The 15,963-nt window shown below is 41.6% G+C and carries 13 protein-coding genes; 6 read left to right on the top strand and 7 right to left on the bottom strand.

Features of this window, described 5'->3' with window-relative positions; translation table 11 throughout:
- Positions 1–220 precede the first annotated feature (220 nt).
- Both G3T18_RS06925 and G3T18_RS06920 read left to right on the top strand, forming a co-directional pair.
- The gene (locus G3T18_RS06925) at positions 221–4,420 is read left to right on the top strand and encodes a PAS domain-containing protein (protein ID WP_224409811.1); all 4,200 of its coding nucleotides are present in this window, start codon (positions 221–223) and stop codon (positions 4,418–4,420) included.
- 63 nt (positions 4,421–4,483) lie between these two features.
- Complete coding sequence (locus G3T18_RS06920) at positions 4,484–5,254, top strand: hypothetical protein (RefSeq protein ID WP_224409810.1); 771 nt, start codon at positions 4,484–4,486, stop codon at positions 5,252–5,254.
- A gap of 289 nt (positions 5,255–5,543) precedes the next feature.
- Here the strand turns inward: G3T18_RS06920 and G3T18_RS06915 are convergent, their stop codons facing one another.
- Both G3T18_RS06915 and G3T18_RS06910 read right to left on the bottom strand, forming a co-directional pair.
- Positions 5,544–7,844: a nitric-oxide reductase large subunit gene (locus G3T18_RS06915; protein ID WP_224409809.1), complete on the bottom strand. Its 2,301-nt coding sequence runs from the start codon at positions 7,842–7,844 to the stop codon at positions 5,544–5,546.
- Between the two features lie 117 nt (positions 7,845–7,961).
- Positions 7,962–8,528 (bottom strand): hypothetical protein, encoded by a 567-nt coding sequence (locus tag G3T18_RS06910; RefSeq protein WP_224409808.1) that lies wholly within the window; start codon positions 8,526–8,528, stop codon positions 7,962–7,964.
- A gap of 65 nt (positions 8,529–8,593) precedes the next feature.
- On the opposite strand from G3T18_RS06910, the gene G3T18_RS06905 reads away from it, so the two are divergent.
- Positions 8,594–9,304, top strand: coding sequence for a Crp/Fnr family transcriptional regulator (locus tag G3T18_RS06905; RefSeq protein WP_224409807.1), 711 nt, complete (start codon positions 8,594–8,596; stop codon positions 9,302–9,304).
- Here G3T18_RS06905 and G3T18_RS06900 read toward each other — a convergent pair.
- The 3 genes from G3T18_RS06900 to G3T18_RS06890 form a co-directional block, all read right to left on the bottom strand.
- Positions 9,297–9,644: a cupin domain-containing protein gene (locus G3T18_RS06900; protein WP_224409806.1), complete on the bottom strand. Its 348-nt coding sequence runs from the start codon at positions 9,642–9,644 to the stop codon at positions 9,297–9,299. The two genes, G3T18_RS06905 and G3T18_RS06900, sit on opposite strands and share 8 nt — an antisense overlap.
- A gap of 47 nt (positions 9,645–9,691) precedes the next feature.
- Positions 9,692–10,489, bottom strand: a complete 798-nt coding sequence (locus G3T18_RS06895) for an SAM-dependent methyltransferase (RefSeq protein ID WP_224409805.1) — start codon at positions 10,487–10,489, stop codon at positions 9,692–9,694.
- 155 nt (positions 10,490–10,644) lie between these two features.
- On the bottom strand, positions 10,645–10,947 hold the full coding sequence (locus G3T18_RS06890) for a hypothetical protein (RefSeq protein WP_224409804.1): 303 nt from the start codon (positions 10,945–10,947) through the stop codon (positions 10,645–10,647).
- 81 nt (positions 10,948–11,028) lie between these two features.
- Here G3T18_RS06890 and trpS point away from each other — a divergent pair, with 81 nt between their 5' ends.
- The 3 genes from trpS to G3T18_RS06875 all read left to right on the top strand — a co-directional run bounded on the left by trpS (position 11,029) and on the right by G3T18_RS06875 (position 14,483).
- On the top strand, positions 11,029–12,039 hold the full coding sequence (gene trpS / locus G3T18_RS06885; protein WP_224409803.1) for a tryptophan--tRNA ligase: 1,011 nt from the start codon (positions 11,029–11,031) through the stop codon (positions 12,037–12,039).
- Positions 12,040–12,106: 67 nt separating this feature from the next.
- Positions 12,107–12,997 (top strand): methylenetetrahydrofolate reductase, encoded by an 891-nt coding sequence (locus G3T18_RS06880; RefSeq protein WP_224409802.1) that lies wholly within the window; start codon positions 12,107–12,109, stop codon positions 12,995–12,997.
- Between the two features lie 298 nt (positions 12,998–13,295).
- Complete coding sequence (locus G3T18_RS06875) at positions 13,296–14,483, top strand: family 10 glycosylhydrolase (protein ID WP_224409801.1); 1,188 nt, start codon at positions 13,296–13,298, stop codon at positions 14,481–14,483.
- A gap of 47 nt (positions 14,484–14,530) precedes the next feature.
- Here G3T18_RS06875 and G3T18_RS06870 read toward each other — a convergent pair whose 3' ends face one another.
- A complete protein-coding gene (locus G3T18_RS06870; protein WP_224409850.1) occupies positions 14,531–14,677 on the bottom strand; it encodes an element excision factor XisI family protein in 147 nt (48 codons plus the stop codon).
- Between the two features lie 170 nt (positions 14,678–14,847).
- Positions 14,848–15,681: a slipin family protein gene (locus G3T18_RS06865; protein ID WP_224409800.1), complete on the bottom strand. Its 834-nt coding sequence runs from the start codon at positions 15,679–15,681 to the stop codon at positions 14,848–14,850.
- Positions 15,682–15,963: the final 282 nt, after the last annotated feature.

Raw genomic sequence — 15,963 nt, 5'->3', positions numbered from 1 at the left:
CTAGTCAATAACTGATAATCGCAATTTTTCTGTGAAAAATTGTTTATCTTGGTCAAATTACGCAAATTTAAAAAATTTGATTTGAGAAATTTTGCCTAAAAACTGATAAGACACAGAAATTAAGTAAAATCCACATTACCGTTGTAAAAATGAAAGCCTAAAATACAAAATTAAGTAAAAAAATTACTTAGAAAACGATCGCGCTGTCAATTCTGGAAATATGCAAGTTATTAAACAATCTGAACTATTCTCACGGTTTTTAGAGCATACACCCCAAAGGATAGCGATGTTCGATCGCCAAATGCGCTACTTGTTCGCTTCAAAACGGTGGCTTAGTGATTATGGTTTAGAGGAAAAAGTAGCGATCGCTACTAAACATGAAGAAATATTTTCAGATTTGAGCCAAGAATGGCAAACTGGTAGCGATCGCTGTTTGTCAGGAAAAGCAAGCGAATCTGACTTAGATAAGCTAACTTTACCAGACGGGAGAGAAATTTGGCATCGCTGGGAAATGCAACCTTGGCGAGACGAAAACGGCGAAATTGGGGGCGCGATCGCGATCGCTTATCCAACAACTCCTCCCACTAACCCTCAAATTACCCTAGAAGGTGTACATATTGAATGGCATCCTCAGCAAGGCTTGTTGTTGGAAAATAAGTCTATATTGATGATGTGGATTAATTCTACTCTTGCTCGTTTAATGGCAGGAATGCAAGCAATGGTGGGTACTGAGCGCTTTAGTTTAGCATTACAAGATCGAGGAAGAAACAGTATCGCTGATGATTGGCAAATAATTTCTCAGTACGATCGCTTTGCAGAAGGTTTTGCGGCTTTAAGTGCGATGGCAAAAGTTGCTGGTTGGGGAAAATGGCAACTGCATGAATTAAACTGGGAACGTCAAGAATGTCGCTTTCGAGTAAAAAATAGTTGGGAAGGACGCTATCAAAAAGCATTAGGAGTTTGTTGGGGTAGCGCCATGTTAGCAGGTAAATTTGCCGGTTTGTCTTCTCGATTATTCGAGACTAACTGTTGGGCGACTCAAACTAAATTTATCGCTAAAGGAGATGAATTTGATGAGTTTCTCGTCCAACCTTCCTCGCAGACGGTGGAAGAAGAAATCGATCGCTTACTTTTAACAGATGAGGCAACTAATGCTGATTTAGCAGTAGCTTTGCAAAAGTTGCAAACAGAAATTAACAAGCGCAAACAAGCACAAACTGAATTAGACAATTTGTTTAACCTTTCTTGGGATTTACTAGGAATTGCTGGCTTTGATGGTTATTTTAAGCAAGTTAATCCAGCTTTTGAGAAAATTCTTGGTTTTTCCACAAAGGAATTGTTAGCAAAACCATTTTGTAGTTTTGTTCATCCAGAAGATGTGGAATCCACCGTTGCTGAGGTAGAAAAACTGACAACAGGGGGAATAACAATTGGTTTTGAAAATCGCTATCGCTGCCAAGACGGTTCTTATAAATGGCTTGCTTGGAGTGCTGTACCCGCCGACGGATGTTTGCACGTGGTTGCGCGCGATATTACAGAAAATAAACAAGTCCAAACACAATTACAGCAGTATCAAGAAAAGTTAGAGAAATTAGTAGAAGAGCGAACGGCTCAATTAAGTGCAGAAATTAGCGATCGCCAAAAAACTTTTCAGGAACTCAAAAAAAGCCAAAAGCGCTTGCAGTTAATTAATAGTATCTCCACTGGCATTAATGTGGAAATGTCAGTTGAGGAAGTTATCGCTCGCACACTACAACTGGTAAGTGAATCTTTCCCCCAAATTAAAGTTGCTTATTCAACCGTTGACAAACAAGGTAACTTAAAAGTGATTCGCTCAGTTGAACCGCCAGGAATACCTGCATCGAGAGGATTAGAAATTAACTTAAATTCGGCACCTGAATATCTAAATAGTTTGCGGAACCAAAAATCGATCGCGATCGCCGATGTTACCACCGACACTCGTATTGCACCCCTAGCAGCAACAATTTTAGCAGGTAATACCCGTGCTTTACTCAATGTATCTTTGCCCCATTCCCAAAATTTACTTGGTTTGCTCGGTTTTGACTCACCTGTAGCCAGAAAATGGAGTCAAAACGAAATTGCCACCCTTACCGAAGTTGCCGAATATTTATCCATTTTGCTCAAAGAACGTTTGGCACGAGAACAACGTCAACAAGCACAAACAGCACTACACGAAAGTGAAATCCGTTTTCAACGAGTTGTAGCTAATATACCAGGAATAATTTATCAGTTTTGTCTGAGTTCCGATAATTCGCAAAAATTCACCTACGTCAGTTCTGGTTGTCGGGAGTTATACGAAGTAAATTCAGAAGAGATCCAGGAAAATCCGGCTTTAATGTATGAAATTGTCCATCCGGACGATCTCCCAGGAGTCAAAAATTCGATTGCAATTTCCGGAGAAACTTTACAGCCTTGGAATCACGAATATCGAGTCATTACCCCATCCGGGAAAATAAAGTGGTCCCAAGCTCGTTCGCGTCCGACAAAACAAGCTAACGGTGATATTGTTTGGGATGGATTCATTTTCGATATTAGCGATCGCATCCTCGCCGAACAACAGCGAGATAACTTTTTCTACCTTTCGATTGAAATGCTCGCTATTGCTAATCGAGATGGCTATTTCACGCAACTTAACCCCGCTTGGGAAAACACTCTCGGTTGGACGCGAGAACAACTAACAGCTAAACCTTTTCTTGATTTTATACATCCAGAAGACCGAGAAACTTCTCTGCGAGAAACGATGAAAGTTCTTGGAGGTAATCGGACAATTTCTTTTGAAAATCGTTATCTTTGCCAAGATGGTTCTTATAAATGGTTGGCGTGGAACTCCACCTTTTCTGTCGAGCAACAAATGTTTTACACTGTTGCTCGCGATATTAGCGATCGCAAAGCCGCAGAAGCTGCTTTAATCGAAAGTGAAGCTAAATATCGCGCTTTAGCTGAACGAGAAGCGTTAATTAACCGCCTCGCAAATTTAATTCGTCTCTCTCTGGATTTAGAAACAATTTTAGCTACTACTGTCATGGAAGTGCGCAACTTATTACAGTGCGATCGCTGTATGTTTGCGTGGTACAAAAATGAAGCAAATTTACCTGTTTGGGAAATTATTAAAGAAGCTAAAAATCCTGAATTAGCAACTATGCTTGGTATTTATCCTGCTAGTTTACCCGACTCTACCGAGATCGATCCGATTACAGAAAAGCTTTTATGCGCGGAAGTTTTGCGTGTCGATGACGTTTCTCAATATCCTCATTTTATTTTCCAGAAAACCCCAGAAGATTGCGATAGTAAAGCTTTGCTCATTCTCCCAGTTCGGACTCTCAATGGAGAAATAGGGGCTTTAAGTTGCATTCATAGTACCAAAGAACGAGCTTGGCAAGATTGCGAGGTAGAATTGCTGGAAATAGTAGTCGATCAATTAGCGATCGCTCTTAACCAAGCTGAACTTTATCAACAAACACAGCAAGCTGCTGAAACCGCTCAAAAACAAGCACAAGAGCTACAATTTACCTTAACCCAACTCCAACGCACCCAACTCCAACTCATCCAAAGTGAGAAAATGTCCAGTTTAGGGCAAATGGTAGCAGGTATCGCTCACGAAATTAATAATCCGGTTAACTTTATTCATGGTAATCTGATTCATGCCGAGGAATACACTCAAGATTTACTCAGTTTATTAGAGCTATATGAACAAGAATATCCCGAACCTAGCTCGGAAATTGCTGACGAAATCGAAGCTATTGACCTAGAATTTTTACTCAAAGACTTGCCTAAACTAATTTCTAGCATGAAAGTTGGCTCCGAACGCATTCGGGAAATCGTCAAATCCTTGCGCGTTTTCTCTCGTCTCGACGAAGCCGAAATGAAATCAGTCAACATCCACGAATGTATTGACTCCACACTGATGATTCTCCACAACCGCTTGAAAGCTAAGTCAGATAGTCCCGGTATAGAAGTTATCAAAGACTACGGAAATCTACCATTAGTAGAATGTTTCCCCGGTCAACTTAATCAAGTTTTAATGAATATTATCGCTAATGCAATTGATTCCTTAGAAGATTATAACCACAAACGCTCCCTCGAAGAAATCGAAGCCAATCCGAGTCAAATTCGGATTACTACCGAAATTCTCAACAATAGTGAAATTAAAATCGCGATCGCTGATAATGGACAAGGAATGAATGAAACTACCAGAAAGCGCTTATTTGACCCCTTTTTCACCACCAAACCCGTCGGAAAAGGAACGGGTTTAGGTCTAAGCATCAGCTACTCAATCATCACTAAACAACACGGCGGTACGCTAGAATGTTATTCTACACCCGGACAAGGAGCAGAATTCGTAATCCAGATTCCCCTTCACCAACCCGAATTCCGCAATGCTAACTTAAACTGTTTATAGTGGTACTTTCCCCAATTATCGTCGAAAAAAAGGTTATTCCCGCCAAAATTTGGCTTACTAACTATGAAATTCTCTTGGTTGCTTCCTTGCTTACTAATCATCCTCGCAAGCTGCACGCCTGCGACACAAACCGATAACATAGAATCACCTGTTGATTCTCGTGAGGAAACATCTTCAAATCAAGAAACTGACAGCCCTAACGAAATTACTGTTTCTCCAACTGACGAAAACAGCGAAGACGAAATTCCTGACAGTAAAACTCAAGCAACGCAAAAACTTTCTCCTCCTACTTCAGAGACTCAAACTATCTCAGCTAATAGCATTGGTGAAGCTAAAATTGGCATGACTTTGGGTGAATTAAAAGCCCAGTTAAAAGACGAGGCTGAATTTGAAGTTGTCACCCCTTTCATGGTAGACTTAGACGCAATCTCTGTTAGTAAAAATGGCGAAGTTCAGTATTATATCGCCTATTTTAGTTACGAACCAATAACTGATTCCGATCCAATTAAAATTCTCCTCACCGATAACCCTAATTATCGCACTTCCGAAGGAGTGGGACCAACAACTTTAATTAAAGAAGCTGAGTCTGTTTACGGTGACGCCAAACTCCAATATAACAGCGATTACGAATCGAGAGAATACATCGAATTTGCTCAACAACCTGCGGAAAATATCATTTTTCGTTCTAATGGCAGTTTAGCTGCGTCAAAAGGCTTTGCGGGAATTTATGGCAATTCCCAAGACGAATACGGTAGTTATTTTGAAACCACTAAATATCGCGATGATGGCGCTATTTCCTCGATTATGATTGATGGTTCGCGACCTAATTTATAGCTTCTTGTTAAGTAATTTTCAGGTAAATTCAAGAAAAAAAAGCTACAGATGTGATGTAGAGACTAAAATGCAACGTCTCTACACAGTGAAGATGTTTCTTTTCCAGAAAACTTTGACTCTATTTCAACTTAACTGTTATCACTGAAAAATCCCTTACGGGATGATCGGCCGAAGGCTGCTTTGCAAGCCCAACAGATTGCCGACAACTACAAGTGCGGACAATGGCTGTCTAAAACCACTGGGTTTTGTGATAACCATTGTCCATTTTTAGTGAATTAGCTTCTGAAACCTAAGATTCAGCGTCTTGCAATTGTCCCGTTCGTCCCGGCACTGGAAAACGGAAAATCGCTATCACAGCGCGAACGGTAAAGAAAAACATCGTCACAGCACCCAAAGCAAAAATCACATCCCCCGGAATGCGTAACCACACCGTCCACTCCATCCAAGGACTGGTAATCACCTCCGCACTGCGAGCATACCAAGTGCCATGATTGACTGATTCCGTTAACTGATAAAATCCATTGGGAATTAACCCAAAAATCATCATCACTGCCAAGCCAATATTAATCGACCAAAACGAAAAGCGCAGTAACTTCTCATTCCACGCCTGTTCCGGCACAAGCTCCCGCAGCGCAAACAACATCAACGCCAGAGCTAAACAGCCGTAAACCCCAAACAAAGCCGAGTGAGCATGAATCGGCGTAGTATTGAGTCCCTGAGAATAATACAAAACAATGGGCGGATTAATCAAAAATCCAAAAACTCCTGCTCCAATTAAATTCCAGAAACAGGTAGCAATAAAGAACCGTAACGGCCAACGATAAAACCCTTCCGCTTCCCGCGAAATCTTTAGAGCTTTGAGAATCTCAAAACCAATTAAACTCAGAGGAACAACCTCCAAAGCCGAGAAAACCGAGCCTAATGCAGCAATAAACGAAGGTGTACCCGAAAAATAGAGATGGTGTAGCGTCCCTATTACCCCACTCCCTAGATAAAGAATCGTGGTTAAATAAGTCGCCTGTAAAGCCGAAGACTTCTTCAAAAATCCCAACTCACTGCACAGATAAGCAATCACCACCGTTGCAAACACTTCAAAAAAGCCTTCAACCCAGAGGTGAATCACCCACCAACGCCAATACTCCGCAATACTCACAGGGGTATGACTGGTGTACATCAAGCCAACGGAATAAAACAAAGGAATGGTAATCGCACTATATAGGAAAAAGTGACTTAACCCGGTGGGATTTTCTTCCTTTTGCAGGGCAGGGCGAAAAGCGCGGTACAATAACCACAGCCAAAACACCATGCCCCCAATCAAGAACACCTGCCAAACGCGACCTAACTCCACATACTCGTAGCCTTGGTGTCCCCACAAAAAGCTATTCTTCACACTGAGAACGCCAGTCACCGCTTCCCAAGTGCCAATCATTGACCCCACCACAATGCCAGCTAAGGCAATCAGCAGAATCATATTGCCTACCCCTTGATACTTTGGTTCTTTCTGTCCAAAGCGGGGAGCAAAATAAAGTCCGGCGGCAAGCCAACAAGTAGCAATCCAGTAAATCCCTAATTGTAAATGCCAAGTCCGAGAGGCAGCATAGGGTAGAAAGTTGCTCAACGGCAGACCATAAAAGCCTTCCGCTTCCACTGCATAATGGGCGGTAAACATTCCCATGACAATTTGAAACAGAAACAAAGCCATCGCCACGCCAAAAAATAAAGACGTAACCTTTTGACTCGGTGTAGGAATTGCCATTGCTGGACGAGCAGGAACGGGTTGAACTTCTTCCGATTCCTCTTGAGTCAGATAGACAAACAGGAAAATCCCAATTCCTGCAATTAACGTAATCACTGAAACAATTGACCACACCAAAAACTGTCCTGGCGGTTGATTTCCCACCAAATCATCATGGGGCCAGTTGGCAGTATAGGAAAAAGGCGCGTTGGGACGATTTGCCACCGCCGCCCAAGCTGTCCAAGTAAAAAATGCTGTTACATTATGGATTTGAGTATCATTTTTAAACCAGTGGCTGGGAATTGACTGAACGGGAGAACCATTAATTAATAGTTCGTGGTAATCCCGGAAAACTTGTTGTAACCCTTGAGCTTGAGAGGAAGTCAAGATTAACTCTTGGGTTTCGGGGTCATAGCGATTGGTTTTGAAGGTTTGGCGAACCCTTGCTTCTAAACCCGCCCGCTTCTCTGGGGAAAGAACTTCTAAGTCTGCTTGAGAGAAGTCAGGATTCCCGTTGTACAAAACCCCTGCTGTGGCTAAACCCCAGCGATGGAGGACATCGGCTGACCAATCGGGGGCTAAATAGCTTCCATGTCCCCAAATACTTCCTAAATGTTGACCCCCACGAGCGAGATAAGTGACTTGTCCATCTTGAATGTCTGCCTTGGTGATGAGGACTTCTTGTTGGGGAGAGCGTATGGCTTCAGGAATGGGGGGGGCATTTTTCCAAATCACTGCTCCGGCGGTTAAGAGAATGGTAAAGGCAACGAGACAAATGAGAACCAGCCAAGCGGGTAGAGAGAGTCCCTTGCTTTTAGTGGCTGTAGCACTCTGAGGAAGAGTTGAATCCGTCATAATCAAATTGATTGGTTAAATACAGATCATGAAAAGAGTTATCAAAGTTAGGATGTAGCTCCTACTTCTCTTACGCTAGTTTCTTCTTGACAAAATAACTAGCTTCTATTGCGTTTTTTAAAGGGCTTGGGCAACAGTTTCTCGTTGACGAGCATCTATGACTAAGGGGACACAGAGCGCAGCAATCGCTTTTTGCCACTCTTGACGAATTGCCTCATCTTCCACTCCATCAAAGGTGGCTACTAAGCGGGGAACTGATGCTTCTACGGCTGAGGGGGGTACGGGACGGTGGAGTTTCACTAAATGATTGAGGGTTTCGGTGTGGTTAAGGAAGCCAATGACCCAAGTAGTAGTATGGTCTGGGGAATCAGGAACTCGCGCCACTCCTAATTCATTTTTCAGCCAATGGTAGAAAGGGGGTAAGCGTTTTTGTAAGACTGTACCCGCAGTAGGTAAAGTCTCTTGGAGTTTGCGGATATCTAGACTCTCTAATAGTTGTTGGAGTTCAGGGGAGTTGAGACACTCAGCGAGGGACTGAGATAAAATTTCATTGACTTGAGTTTCACTCATGCCTAAATGTTGAGAAAAGACTGATACGGTAGAAGGGGTAGTTGTCATAATCGTCTTTAACGCTACGAGTGGATTATCCTCAAACCGTGTGCTGAGTTCTATGAGGTAGCTCATAAACGTAATTTTTTTTTCGCGATCGCGCCCTTCACAACTCAAAAATTCCTATCGGTAAAGTTAAGATGCCCGCTACCCTTGAGCAACTTTCACAAATTCAGTTGTTTGCCTCCTTAAGTGATGAAGAACGTCAGAAGTTGCAACCTTATACTCAGGTATCCTTCTACCATAAGGGAGAGATTATTCTGCATGAAGGGGATGATTTAGCTCCTCGGTTGTATAGCTTACTGCGAGGTTCGCTACAAGTCACCAAAATTGCTACCACTGGCAAAGAAACTGTCTTACGGAGCTTGACTAAGGGGGAAATCTTTGCTGCTCCTGCCTTGGTGGGAAACCAAATTGCACCAGCGACGGTTACAGCGCAATCAGACTGTGAAATTCTGACTGTAGAGCGATCGGTTTTACTGGCGACCATTCAGGAACATCCCGACATTGCCTTGCAGATGTTGGCAGTGTTTAACGCCCGACTGCAAGAATTGCATAACACTGTACATGGCTTAGTATCTGAACGAGCCATTGTTCGGTTAGCGCGTATGATCTTACATTTTGCTGACCAGTATGGGGTAGAAGTGAATCCAAAGGGTCAAACGCTCAAGATGAAGCTCCCTTACTATCGTTTAGCCCGCAGTATTGGGATTAGCTACGAAGAATGTGTCCGTTTGGTCAAGGGTCTGAAGTCGGTACTGAGTTATCAGCGAGGCGGACAGATTATCATTTTAGATCGAGTCGAGTTGGACGCGATCGCGCAAGGGGAGCATTCTGAAAATCCTAATTAGTTTTTTCGCTTTCCGAGAGGGTGAGCAAAAACGCTAAATTTTCCTCAGCTTTCAGGGCGTGGGGTGCATTGGCTTTCATAAAAACAAACACCCCTGGGGACAGGGCAATCTCTTTTCCTTCTAAGGTTAATGTCCCGTTCCCGGCTAGGATATTAACAGTTGCATTGCGGGTAGAAGTATGCTCAGAAATCTCTGTTTCCGCAGCCAAGCAGAATAGGGTATATTGACAGTTCGAGTCTTTGAGAAGAACGTTGCTAAGAATTCCCTCTTGAGGATATTCAATCTTATCTTGGAGGTTGAGGAAAAACGATTGGGTAGGTTGATTTGTTTGGGTTGTCATTGTTATCTATTTATCGATTGGGTTATAGTAGCTTTGAGAAAGATTCATCACGCTGAAGTTTCTTCCCCTTCTCCGGTTGTTGCACAGAGAATGATGTATCCTAATTCGTGACGGTACTTTTGAAAAACCGCTCGCATCTGCAAAACCCGTTGACGAATCGGGGGATGGGTGAAAATATTCCAGCCAATTTTGAGGGTATTTCCTAGACCTTCATCAATAATCATTTGCCGAGGACTCAGTAATCCCATCGCGCCTATTTTGTGTTGCTGCACCTGTAATCCGGCATTTTCACAAAGTTCTAACCATCCTGATTCGGAAATTGGTGTTGTGTTGCTGCGAATGCTTTGGGCTAAATCTTTATGAATTTGAGCTTCTTTAGCTTGGGCTAAAAGTTCGTGGGACAAAAATTTGCCTCCTGGCTTCAGTTTTTGACGAACTCCCGTCAAAATTTTCGCTTTCCCCGAAGCCGCTTGCATTGAAAGAATCGCTTCTGCAAGGACATAATTAAACTGTCCTGAAATGGCTTCTAAGTGAAAGATATCGCCTTCAATAATTTCAATTTGGTTTTCTAATCCTGCCAGTTGCACATTTCGACGGGCTTTTTGGACGCTTTCGCTATTCTTTTCAACGCCGATGACGTTGACCCCGTAACGTTGGGCTAGGGTAATTGCACTATAGCCGAAACTTGCAGCTAACTCCAAGACCGTTTCATGGGGTTGAAAATCTGCCCACTTTAGAAGTTGTTCTGTCGCACTGCGTCCTCCGGGACGGAGATATTTCTTACCCGTGGCTGCTAAAATCTGGTGTCCGGGGGCTTTCTGAATATCTAGGGTTGTCTGACTCATCTGGCTCACCTTTTCGGGATTAGGGGCTATTGAATGCTACTTTTACTGTGATAAAACTTCCCTGCTTTGTCTTTGAGGTAGCTCAAAGAAGGATAATAACTGTGAAAAAAAAATAATTTTGAGAATAAAGCCCTCATTACGAACTAAAAATAAAGCTACATTTCTTGCATCAAACGAAGATAATTTTGGCGAGATTGAGTTAAATTTTGGAACATTTGATCGGCCATATCTTTCTCAAAATCACTAATTTTATGCCAAAAAGTCTCGGAACGACGCGCAGCAATTAATTCTTGCCAGATTGTATCTAGTAAACTCGCGGCTTGGGGATTTTCTTCAGCCAGTTTTTCATAAAGTTGCTCAAATAATTGTTTCGCTTCCTGGTGTTTTTCGACATCTTGTGCTAAAGCGAGACATTTTTTTAGTTGCGCGAGATCCTGATGAGACGAAGATTGAGTCATAATGAGAAAAATGCTACATAACTACCCCAAACTACTATAATCATTTGGGCAGTGCCAGCACGACTATCTTAAGCTATAGGAATGAGTAAGCAGCGAGTTCTCTCTGGAGTTCAACCAACTGGAAATTTACATCTGGGTAACTATCTAGGTGCAATTCGCAACTGGGTAGAAATTCAGCAACAATACGATAATTTCTTTTGCGTGGTAGATTTACACGCGATTACTGTACCTCACGATCGCGCAACTTTAGCCGATAATACTTACAAGGTAGCTGCTTTGTATTTGGCTTGCGGGATCGATTTAGCCTATTCGACAATTTTCATTCAATCCCACATTCCCGCTCATAGCGAACTTACCTGGTTACTCAACTGTATCACGCCTTTGAATTGGCTGGAGCGGATGATTCAGTTTAAGGAAAAAGCGCTCAAACAAGGGGAAAATGTTGGTGTGGGTTTGTTAGACTATCCTGTCTTGATGGCGGCGGATATTTTGCTCTATGATACCGATAAAGTACCTGTAGGGGAAGACCAAAAGCAACATTTGGAATTGACTCGCGATATTGCTGTTCGAGTTAACGATCAATTTGGTAGCAAAGACAAACCTGTATTAAAGTTACCAGATCCTTTAATTCGGACTGAAGGTGCGCGGGTGATGAGTTTGACTGACGGAACCAGTAAAATGTCTAAGTCAGATCCTTCAGAGATGAGTAGAATTAATTTACTCGATCCTCCAGAGGCGATCGCTAAAAAAATTAAACGTTGTAAAACCGATCCTGTCAAGGGTTTGGAATTTGATAACCCGGAACGTCCTGAGTGTAACAATCTTTTGACGCTTTATGGTCTTTTGTCAGGTAAACCTAAGTCAGAAGTTGCTATTGAGTGTCAAGATATGGGTTGGGGACAGTTTAAACCTCTGCTTACGGAAACTACCATCGAAGCATTGAAGCCAATTCAAGAAAAGTATCAGATGATTATGAGCGATCGCGACTATCTTAAGTCAATTTTACGCGATGGTCGCCAAAAAGCAGAAGCCGTAGCTAATGAAACTCTCGCGAGAGTCAAATCTGCTTTCGGTTATTCTACCCCTCTCTAACAATTAGCTGTAGAGATGTTTTCGATAACGTCTCTACCAATTACCAACTACCCACTACCAATTTTCCATGACTACCCGTTTCCGTCGCGCTATTCAAGCAAAGGAATTTTTGATTACGGCTGAAGTTATGCCTCCCAAAGGCGGAAATCCAGCTAGAATGCTAAAAATGGCAAAAACTCTGCAAGGTAGAGTTCATGCTGTTAATGTAACCGATGGCAGTCGGGCAGTGCTGCGAATGTCATCCGTAGCTGCATCGACAATTTTATTACAACAGGGAATAGAACCAATTTGTCAGATTGCGTGCCGCGATCGCAACTGTATCGGTTTACAAGCTGACTTGATGGGCGCTCACGCTCTCGGAATTCGTAATATATTAGCATTAACAGGCGATCCAGTCAAAGCAGGCGATCATCAAGATGCAAAAAGTGTTTTCGATCTCGAATCTGTGCGTCTACTCAAATTAATTGCTAAACTAAATCAAGGTTTCGATTACAACGATAAACCCCTCACTGACGAACCTTTAAATCTTTTCTGTGGTGCTGCTGTTGACCCTCAGTTAAAAAGTTGGGCTAGTTTACAAAAAAGATTCGAGCGTAAATTGGCAGCAGGGGCGCAATTTTTCCAAAGTCAACTAATCAGTGATTTTGATAAATTGGACAAATTTATGACTCAAGTTGCAGTCAACACAAATAAGCCAATTTTAGCTGGAATTTTCCTCTTAAAATCCGCAAAAAATGCTCAATTTATTAATCGTTGCGTTCCCGGTGTCAATATTCCCGACGAAACTATTAATAGATTAGCAAATGCCGCAGAACCCCTTCAAGAAGGAATGAAAATTGCCGCCGAACAAGTAAAATTAGCGAAGCAAATTTGTCATGGAGTTCACATGATGGCGGTTAAACGAGAAGATTTGATTCCCGAAATTCTCAACTTAGCAGGAATTGCTGCGGTAGATTAATAATGATTTTTTACCACTAGTAAATAATGAGATTATTTCCAGACATTTTTAAGCAACTTGCTTTTCTAAATTCACAAGCTTTAATCACCATTTAATTGATTTATCAGCTCGAAGAAATGACAATTATCGAACATACTTTAACTCATCTAATTCAGAAAAATTTAGTCAGAAAAACTTGGCTAACCCGATTAGTTTGTGTTGCTGTTTTTATTTGAGGCTGCGTTGGACTTTTTCCCTGGTTAATGAAAATTTAGTTATTAATTCTCTCAGTATCGGCTCAATTTCACCTATCTAAACAATGTCAAACCAGAAAAAAAAGCCCAGTGGATGTGGTTGCGCTAATATTCCAATTTCTCTCATTCTAGTTGTCTTAGGTGGTGGTTATTGGTGGTTTAGTCAATATGGAATTCCCAATATTAGCCAACTTTTCTCCAAAGTTCAGCAAATCTCTCTTCCGATATCAACTCCGACTCCCATAGCTTCGACAAAACCTAATTCTAATCCTACTCCTTCAGCTTCTCCTTCTCCTTCTGCAACAGACTTAGAAAAACTTGAACCAGCAACTCAACCAGCTTCACCATTACCAGCAAAACCAAAAACTCCTTGGGAACAAAAAGCAATTCGAGGTGTTTATTTAAGTCGTTACCAAATCACGAATAACGCTAGCGAACAAACCATTCGCGAACGAGTACGCTACTATCGTTCTCAAGGAATTAATACCATTATTCATGGAGTTTGGGGTAATGCTTGTACGATGTATAATAGTCAAGTTATGCAACAAACATTAGGCTACCAAAGCTGTCCTAACGAGTTTCAAGACAAATGGTTAGATTGGTTAATTGATGAAGCTCATAAACAAGGAATGGAAGTTCATGCTTACTTTGAAAAAGGTATTAAAATTGACGAGAATAGTCCCGTATTTGACTTAGCTGTTTCTCGCAAATGGATAGTTCCTGGTGTAGATAAAACGCATCCTGGTGTTGACCATTATGTCCTGGATGTAGAAATACCTGAAGTTGCTGATTTTTTCAAAAATATTCTTGTAGAATTTGTGACTAAATATCCAGAAATTGATGCAGTGCAATGGGATGATTATTTGGGATATCATGCAGAACTTCCTGGGAAAGTTGACCGTACTGCTAATTTAACGAAGTTTGTGCAACTGTTAATTTCTGAGATGAAACAAGCTAACCCTTCCGTTAGTTTCGATCTTTGTCATCATAATCCTTATTGGGCTAAGAGATATTTTGCTGCGGACTGGCAAAAATGGAATGTTGACCGTGTTTTTATTCAAGTTTATAATGAGGAAAATTTTCAAGAAGAATTAAAGTATGTCAAACAAACTGATGGAATTGCTATCACAGAACGACAGTTTCATCATTTAGAAAATTTGGTTAATAATCCAGAAGTTAAGAGTATTTTAATTTTTCCTCTTGATGGTCAACCAGAGTCCACGGTTTCTAAATTAAATAATTTGCTTCAATAATAATTACTTTAAGGAAAAATTTCTTCCTCAAAATCGCGCTTGAGAAATTACGCGATCGCAAATCCTGTATGCTTCCTCACACTAGGGGACTTAAAGGCTAAAACAATACGTTCTTTGGGAATACCTGCATTCAGAAATTCACTAGCAACACCCTCTTCTGTACCATCTCGATGAATCCAAATTTTGCCGTCGATAATTTTCTCGTTCCCTGACTCTGCCGGGGAATGAAACCTCCAGCCTCCATTTTAATCAAGGCAGAGCCTTGGGTGTGCGTCCCCTGGCGGAGCCAAGGGACGAGGATCGAATGTTATTTACTCACCTCAATTCAAATTATGTAGAGACGTTGCATGCAACGTCTCTACAATCAAGTTTCTTCGCTGTTTAATTCCCCATGAGAATCAATTATCTCTTTCGCAGCACCATTGACAGAAACATTTTTATTCTGCTGAAGTGATTCTGTCCATTGCTTTGCCAAAGAAATAAAATCCGACGGCATCATAATTAAAGTAGTGGTATTATTTTCTGCACCAATTTCTGTGAGCATTTGCAAGCGACGTAACTCTAGCGCGGCGGGATTTTCGACAATTTTCTTAGAAGCTTCGGCTAATTTAATCGAGGCTTCTTGTTCGGCGGAAGCTTTAATTAAACGCGCTCTTTTTTCTCGTAAAGCTTCGGCTTCTTTCGCCATTGCGCGTTGCATTGCTAAAGGAATTTCTACGTCTCGAATTTCTACGCGCTCGATTTCTACGCCCCAAGGTTCGGTCATTTCATCAACAATTTCTTGAACTTTGAAGTTAATTTTATCGCGCTTTTGGAGAACGTCGTCAAGATTATTTTGTCCGACTACGTTGCGTAAAGTCGTCATTGCAGCTTGGTAAACTGCGGTTTGATATTTTTCGACGTTATTAATTGCTTTGTTAGCGTCAATAATACGATAATAAAGCACAGCATTAACTTTAATAGTTACGCTGTCGGCGGTGACTGTTTCTTGGGGGGCGATATCAACAGTTTTGGTGCGAATATCTACTTGTGCTTTTTGGTCGATTACGGGCAAAATCCAGTACATACCGGGTCCTTTAGTTTGATGATAGCGACCTAAGCGAAAAATTACGCCCCGCTCGTATTCTCGGTCAATTTTCAGTCCGGAAATACCTGTGATTAAAGTTAGGATGAATAAACTACCTAAGATGGTTTCCATAACAATATTAGGTTAATTTTGTGGTAATTTAATTTTAACTAATTTGCTTGAGCGGGGGCGTTTTTTTTTACAATTTGCAGCAGATTTTAAGTCAATAAAGATTTGAACCTCTCCCCCAGCCCCTCTCCTACGAGGAGAGGGGAGAAGAAGAAGAAAAGGTTTAAAACTATTCTTTACTCCCCCTTCGGTTGTAGGGAAGGGGGTAGGGGGGTTAGGTTCTTAAATTCTTAGTTCGGTTAATGGTGGTAATTGTTAAGTTCAAGATTTGAACCTCTCCCCCAG

This window comes from Oscillatoria salina IIICB1, assembly GCF_020144665.1.
Lineage (GTDB): Bacteria > Cyanobacteriota > Cyanobacteriia > Cyanobacteriales > SIO1D9 > IIICB1.
Note: the sequence above shows the minus strand (reverse complement) of the source record. Positions and strands in the feature narration are given on the sequence as shown.

What these genes read in the sequence shown, in the direction of transcription:
- G3T18_RS06925 (WP_224409811.1), top strand. Translation starts at nt 221, where the DNA reads ATGCAAGTTATTAAACAATCTGAACTATTCTCACGGTTTTTAGAGCAT.
- G3T18_RS06920 (WP_224409810.1), top strand. Translation starts at nt 4,484, where the DNA reads ATGAAATTCTCTTGGTTGCTTCCTTGCTTACTAATCATCCTCGCAAGC.
- G3T18_RS06915 (WP_224409809.1), bottom strand. Translation starts at nt 7,844, where the DNA reads ATGACGGATTCAACTCTTCCTCAGAGTGCTACAGCCACTAAAAGCAAG.
- G3T18_RS06910 (WP_224409808.1), bottom strand. Translation starts at nt 8,528, where the DNA reads ATGAGCTACCTCATAGAACTCAGCACACGGTTTGAGGATAATCCACTC.
- G3T18_RS06905 (WP_224409807.1), top strand. Translation starts at nt 8,594, where the DNA reads ATGCCCGCTACCCTTGAGCAACTTTCACAAATTCAGTTGTTTGCCTCC.
- G3T18_RS06900 (WP_224409806.1), bottom strand. Translation starts at nt 9,644, where the DNA reads ATGACAACCCAAACAAATCAACCTACCCAATCGTTTTTCCTCAACCTC.
- G3T18_RS06895 (WP_224409805.1), bottom strand. Translation starts at nt 10,489, where the DNA reads ATGAGTCAGACAACCCTAGATATTCAGAAAGCCCCCGGACACCAGATT.
- G3T18_RS06890 (WP_224409804.1), bottom strand. Translation starts at nt 10,947, where the DNA reads ATGACTCAATCTTCGTCTCATCAGGATCTCGCGCAACTAAAAAAATGT.
- trpS (WP_224409803.1), top strand. Translation starts at nt 11,029, where the DNA reads ATGAGTAAGCAGCGAGTTCTCTCTGGAGTTCAACCAACTGGAAATTTA.
- G3T18_RS06880 (WP_224409802.1), top strand. Translation starts at nt 12,107, where the DNA reads ATGACTACCCGTTTCCGTCGCGCTATTCAAGCAAAGGAATTTTTGATT.
- G3T18_RS06875 (WP_224409801.1), top strand. Translation starts at nt 13,296, where the DNA reads ATGTCAAACCAGAAAAAAAAGCCCAGTGGATGTGGTTGCGCTAATATT.
- G3T18_RS06865 (WP_224409800.1), bottom strand. Translation starts at nt 15,681, where the DNA reads ATGGAAACCATCTTAGGTAGTTTATTCATCCTAACTTTAATCACAGGT.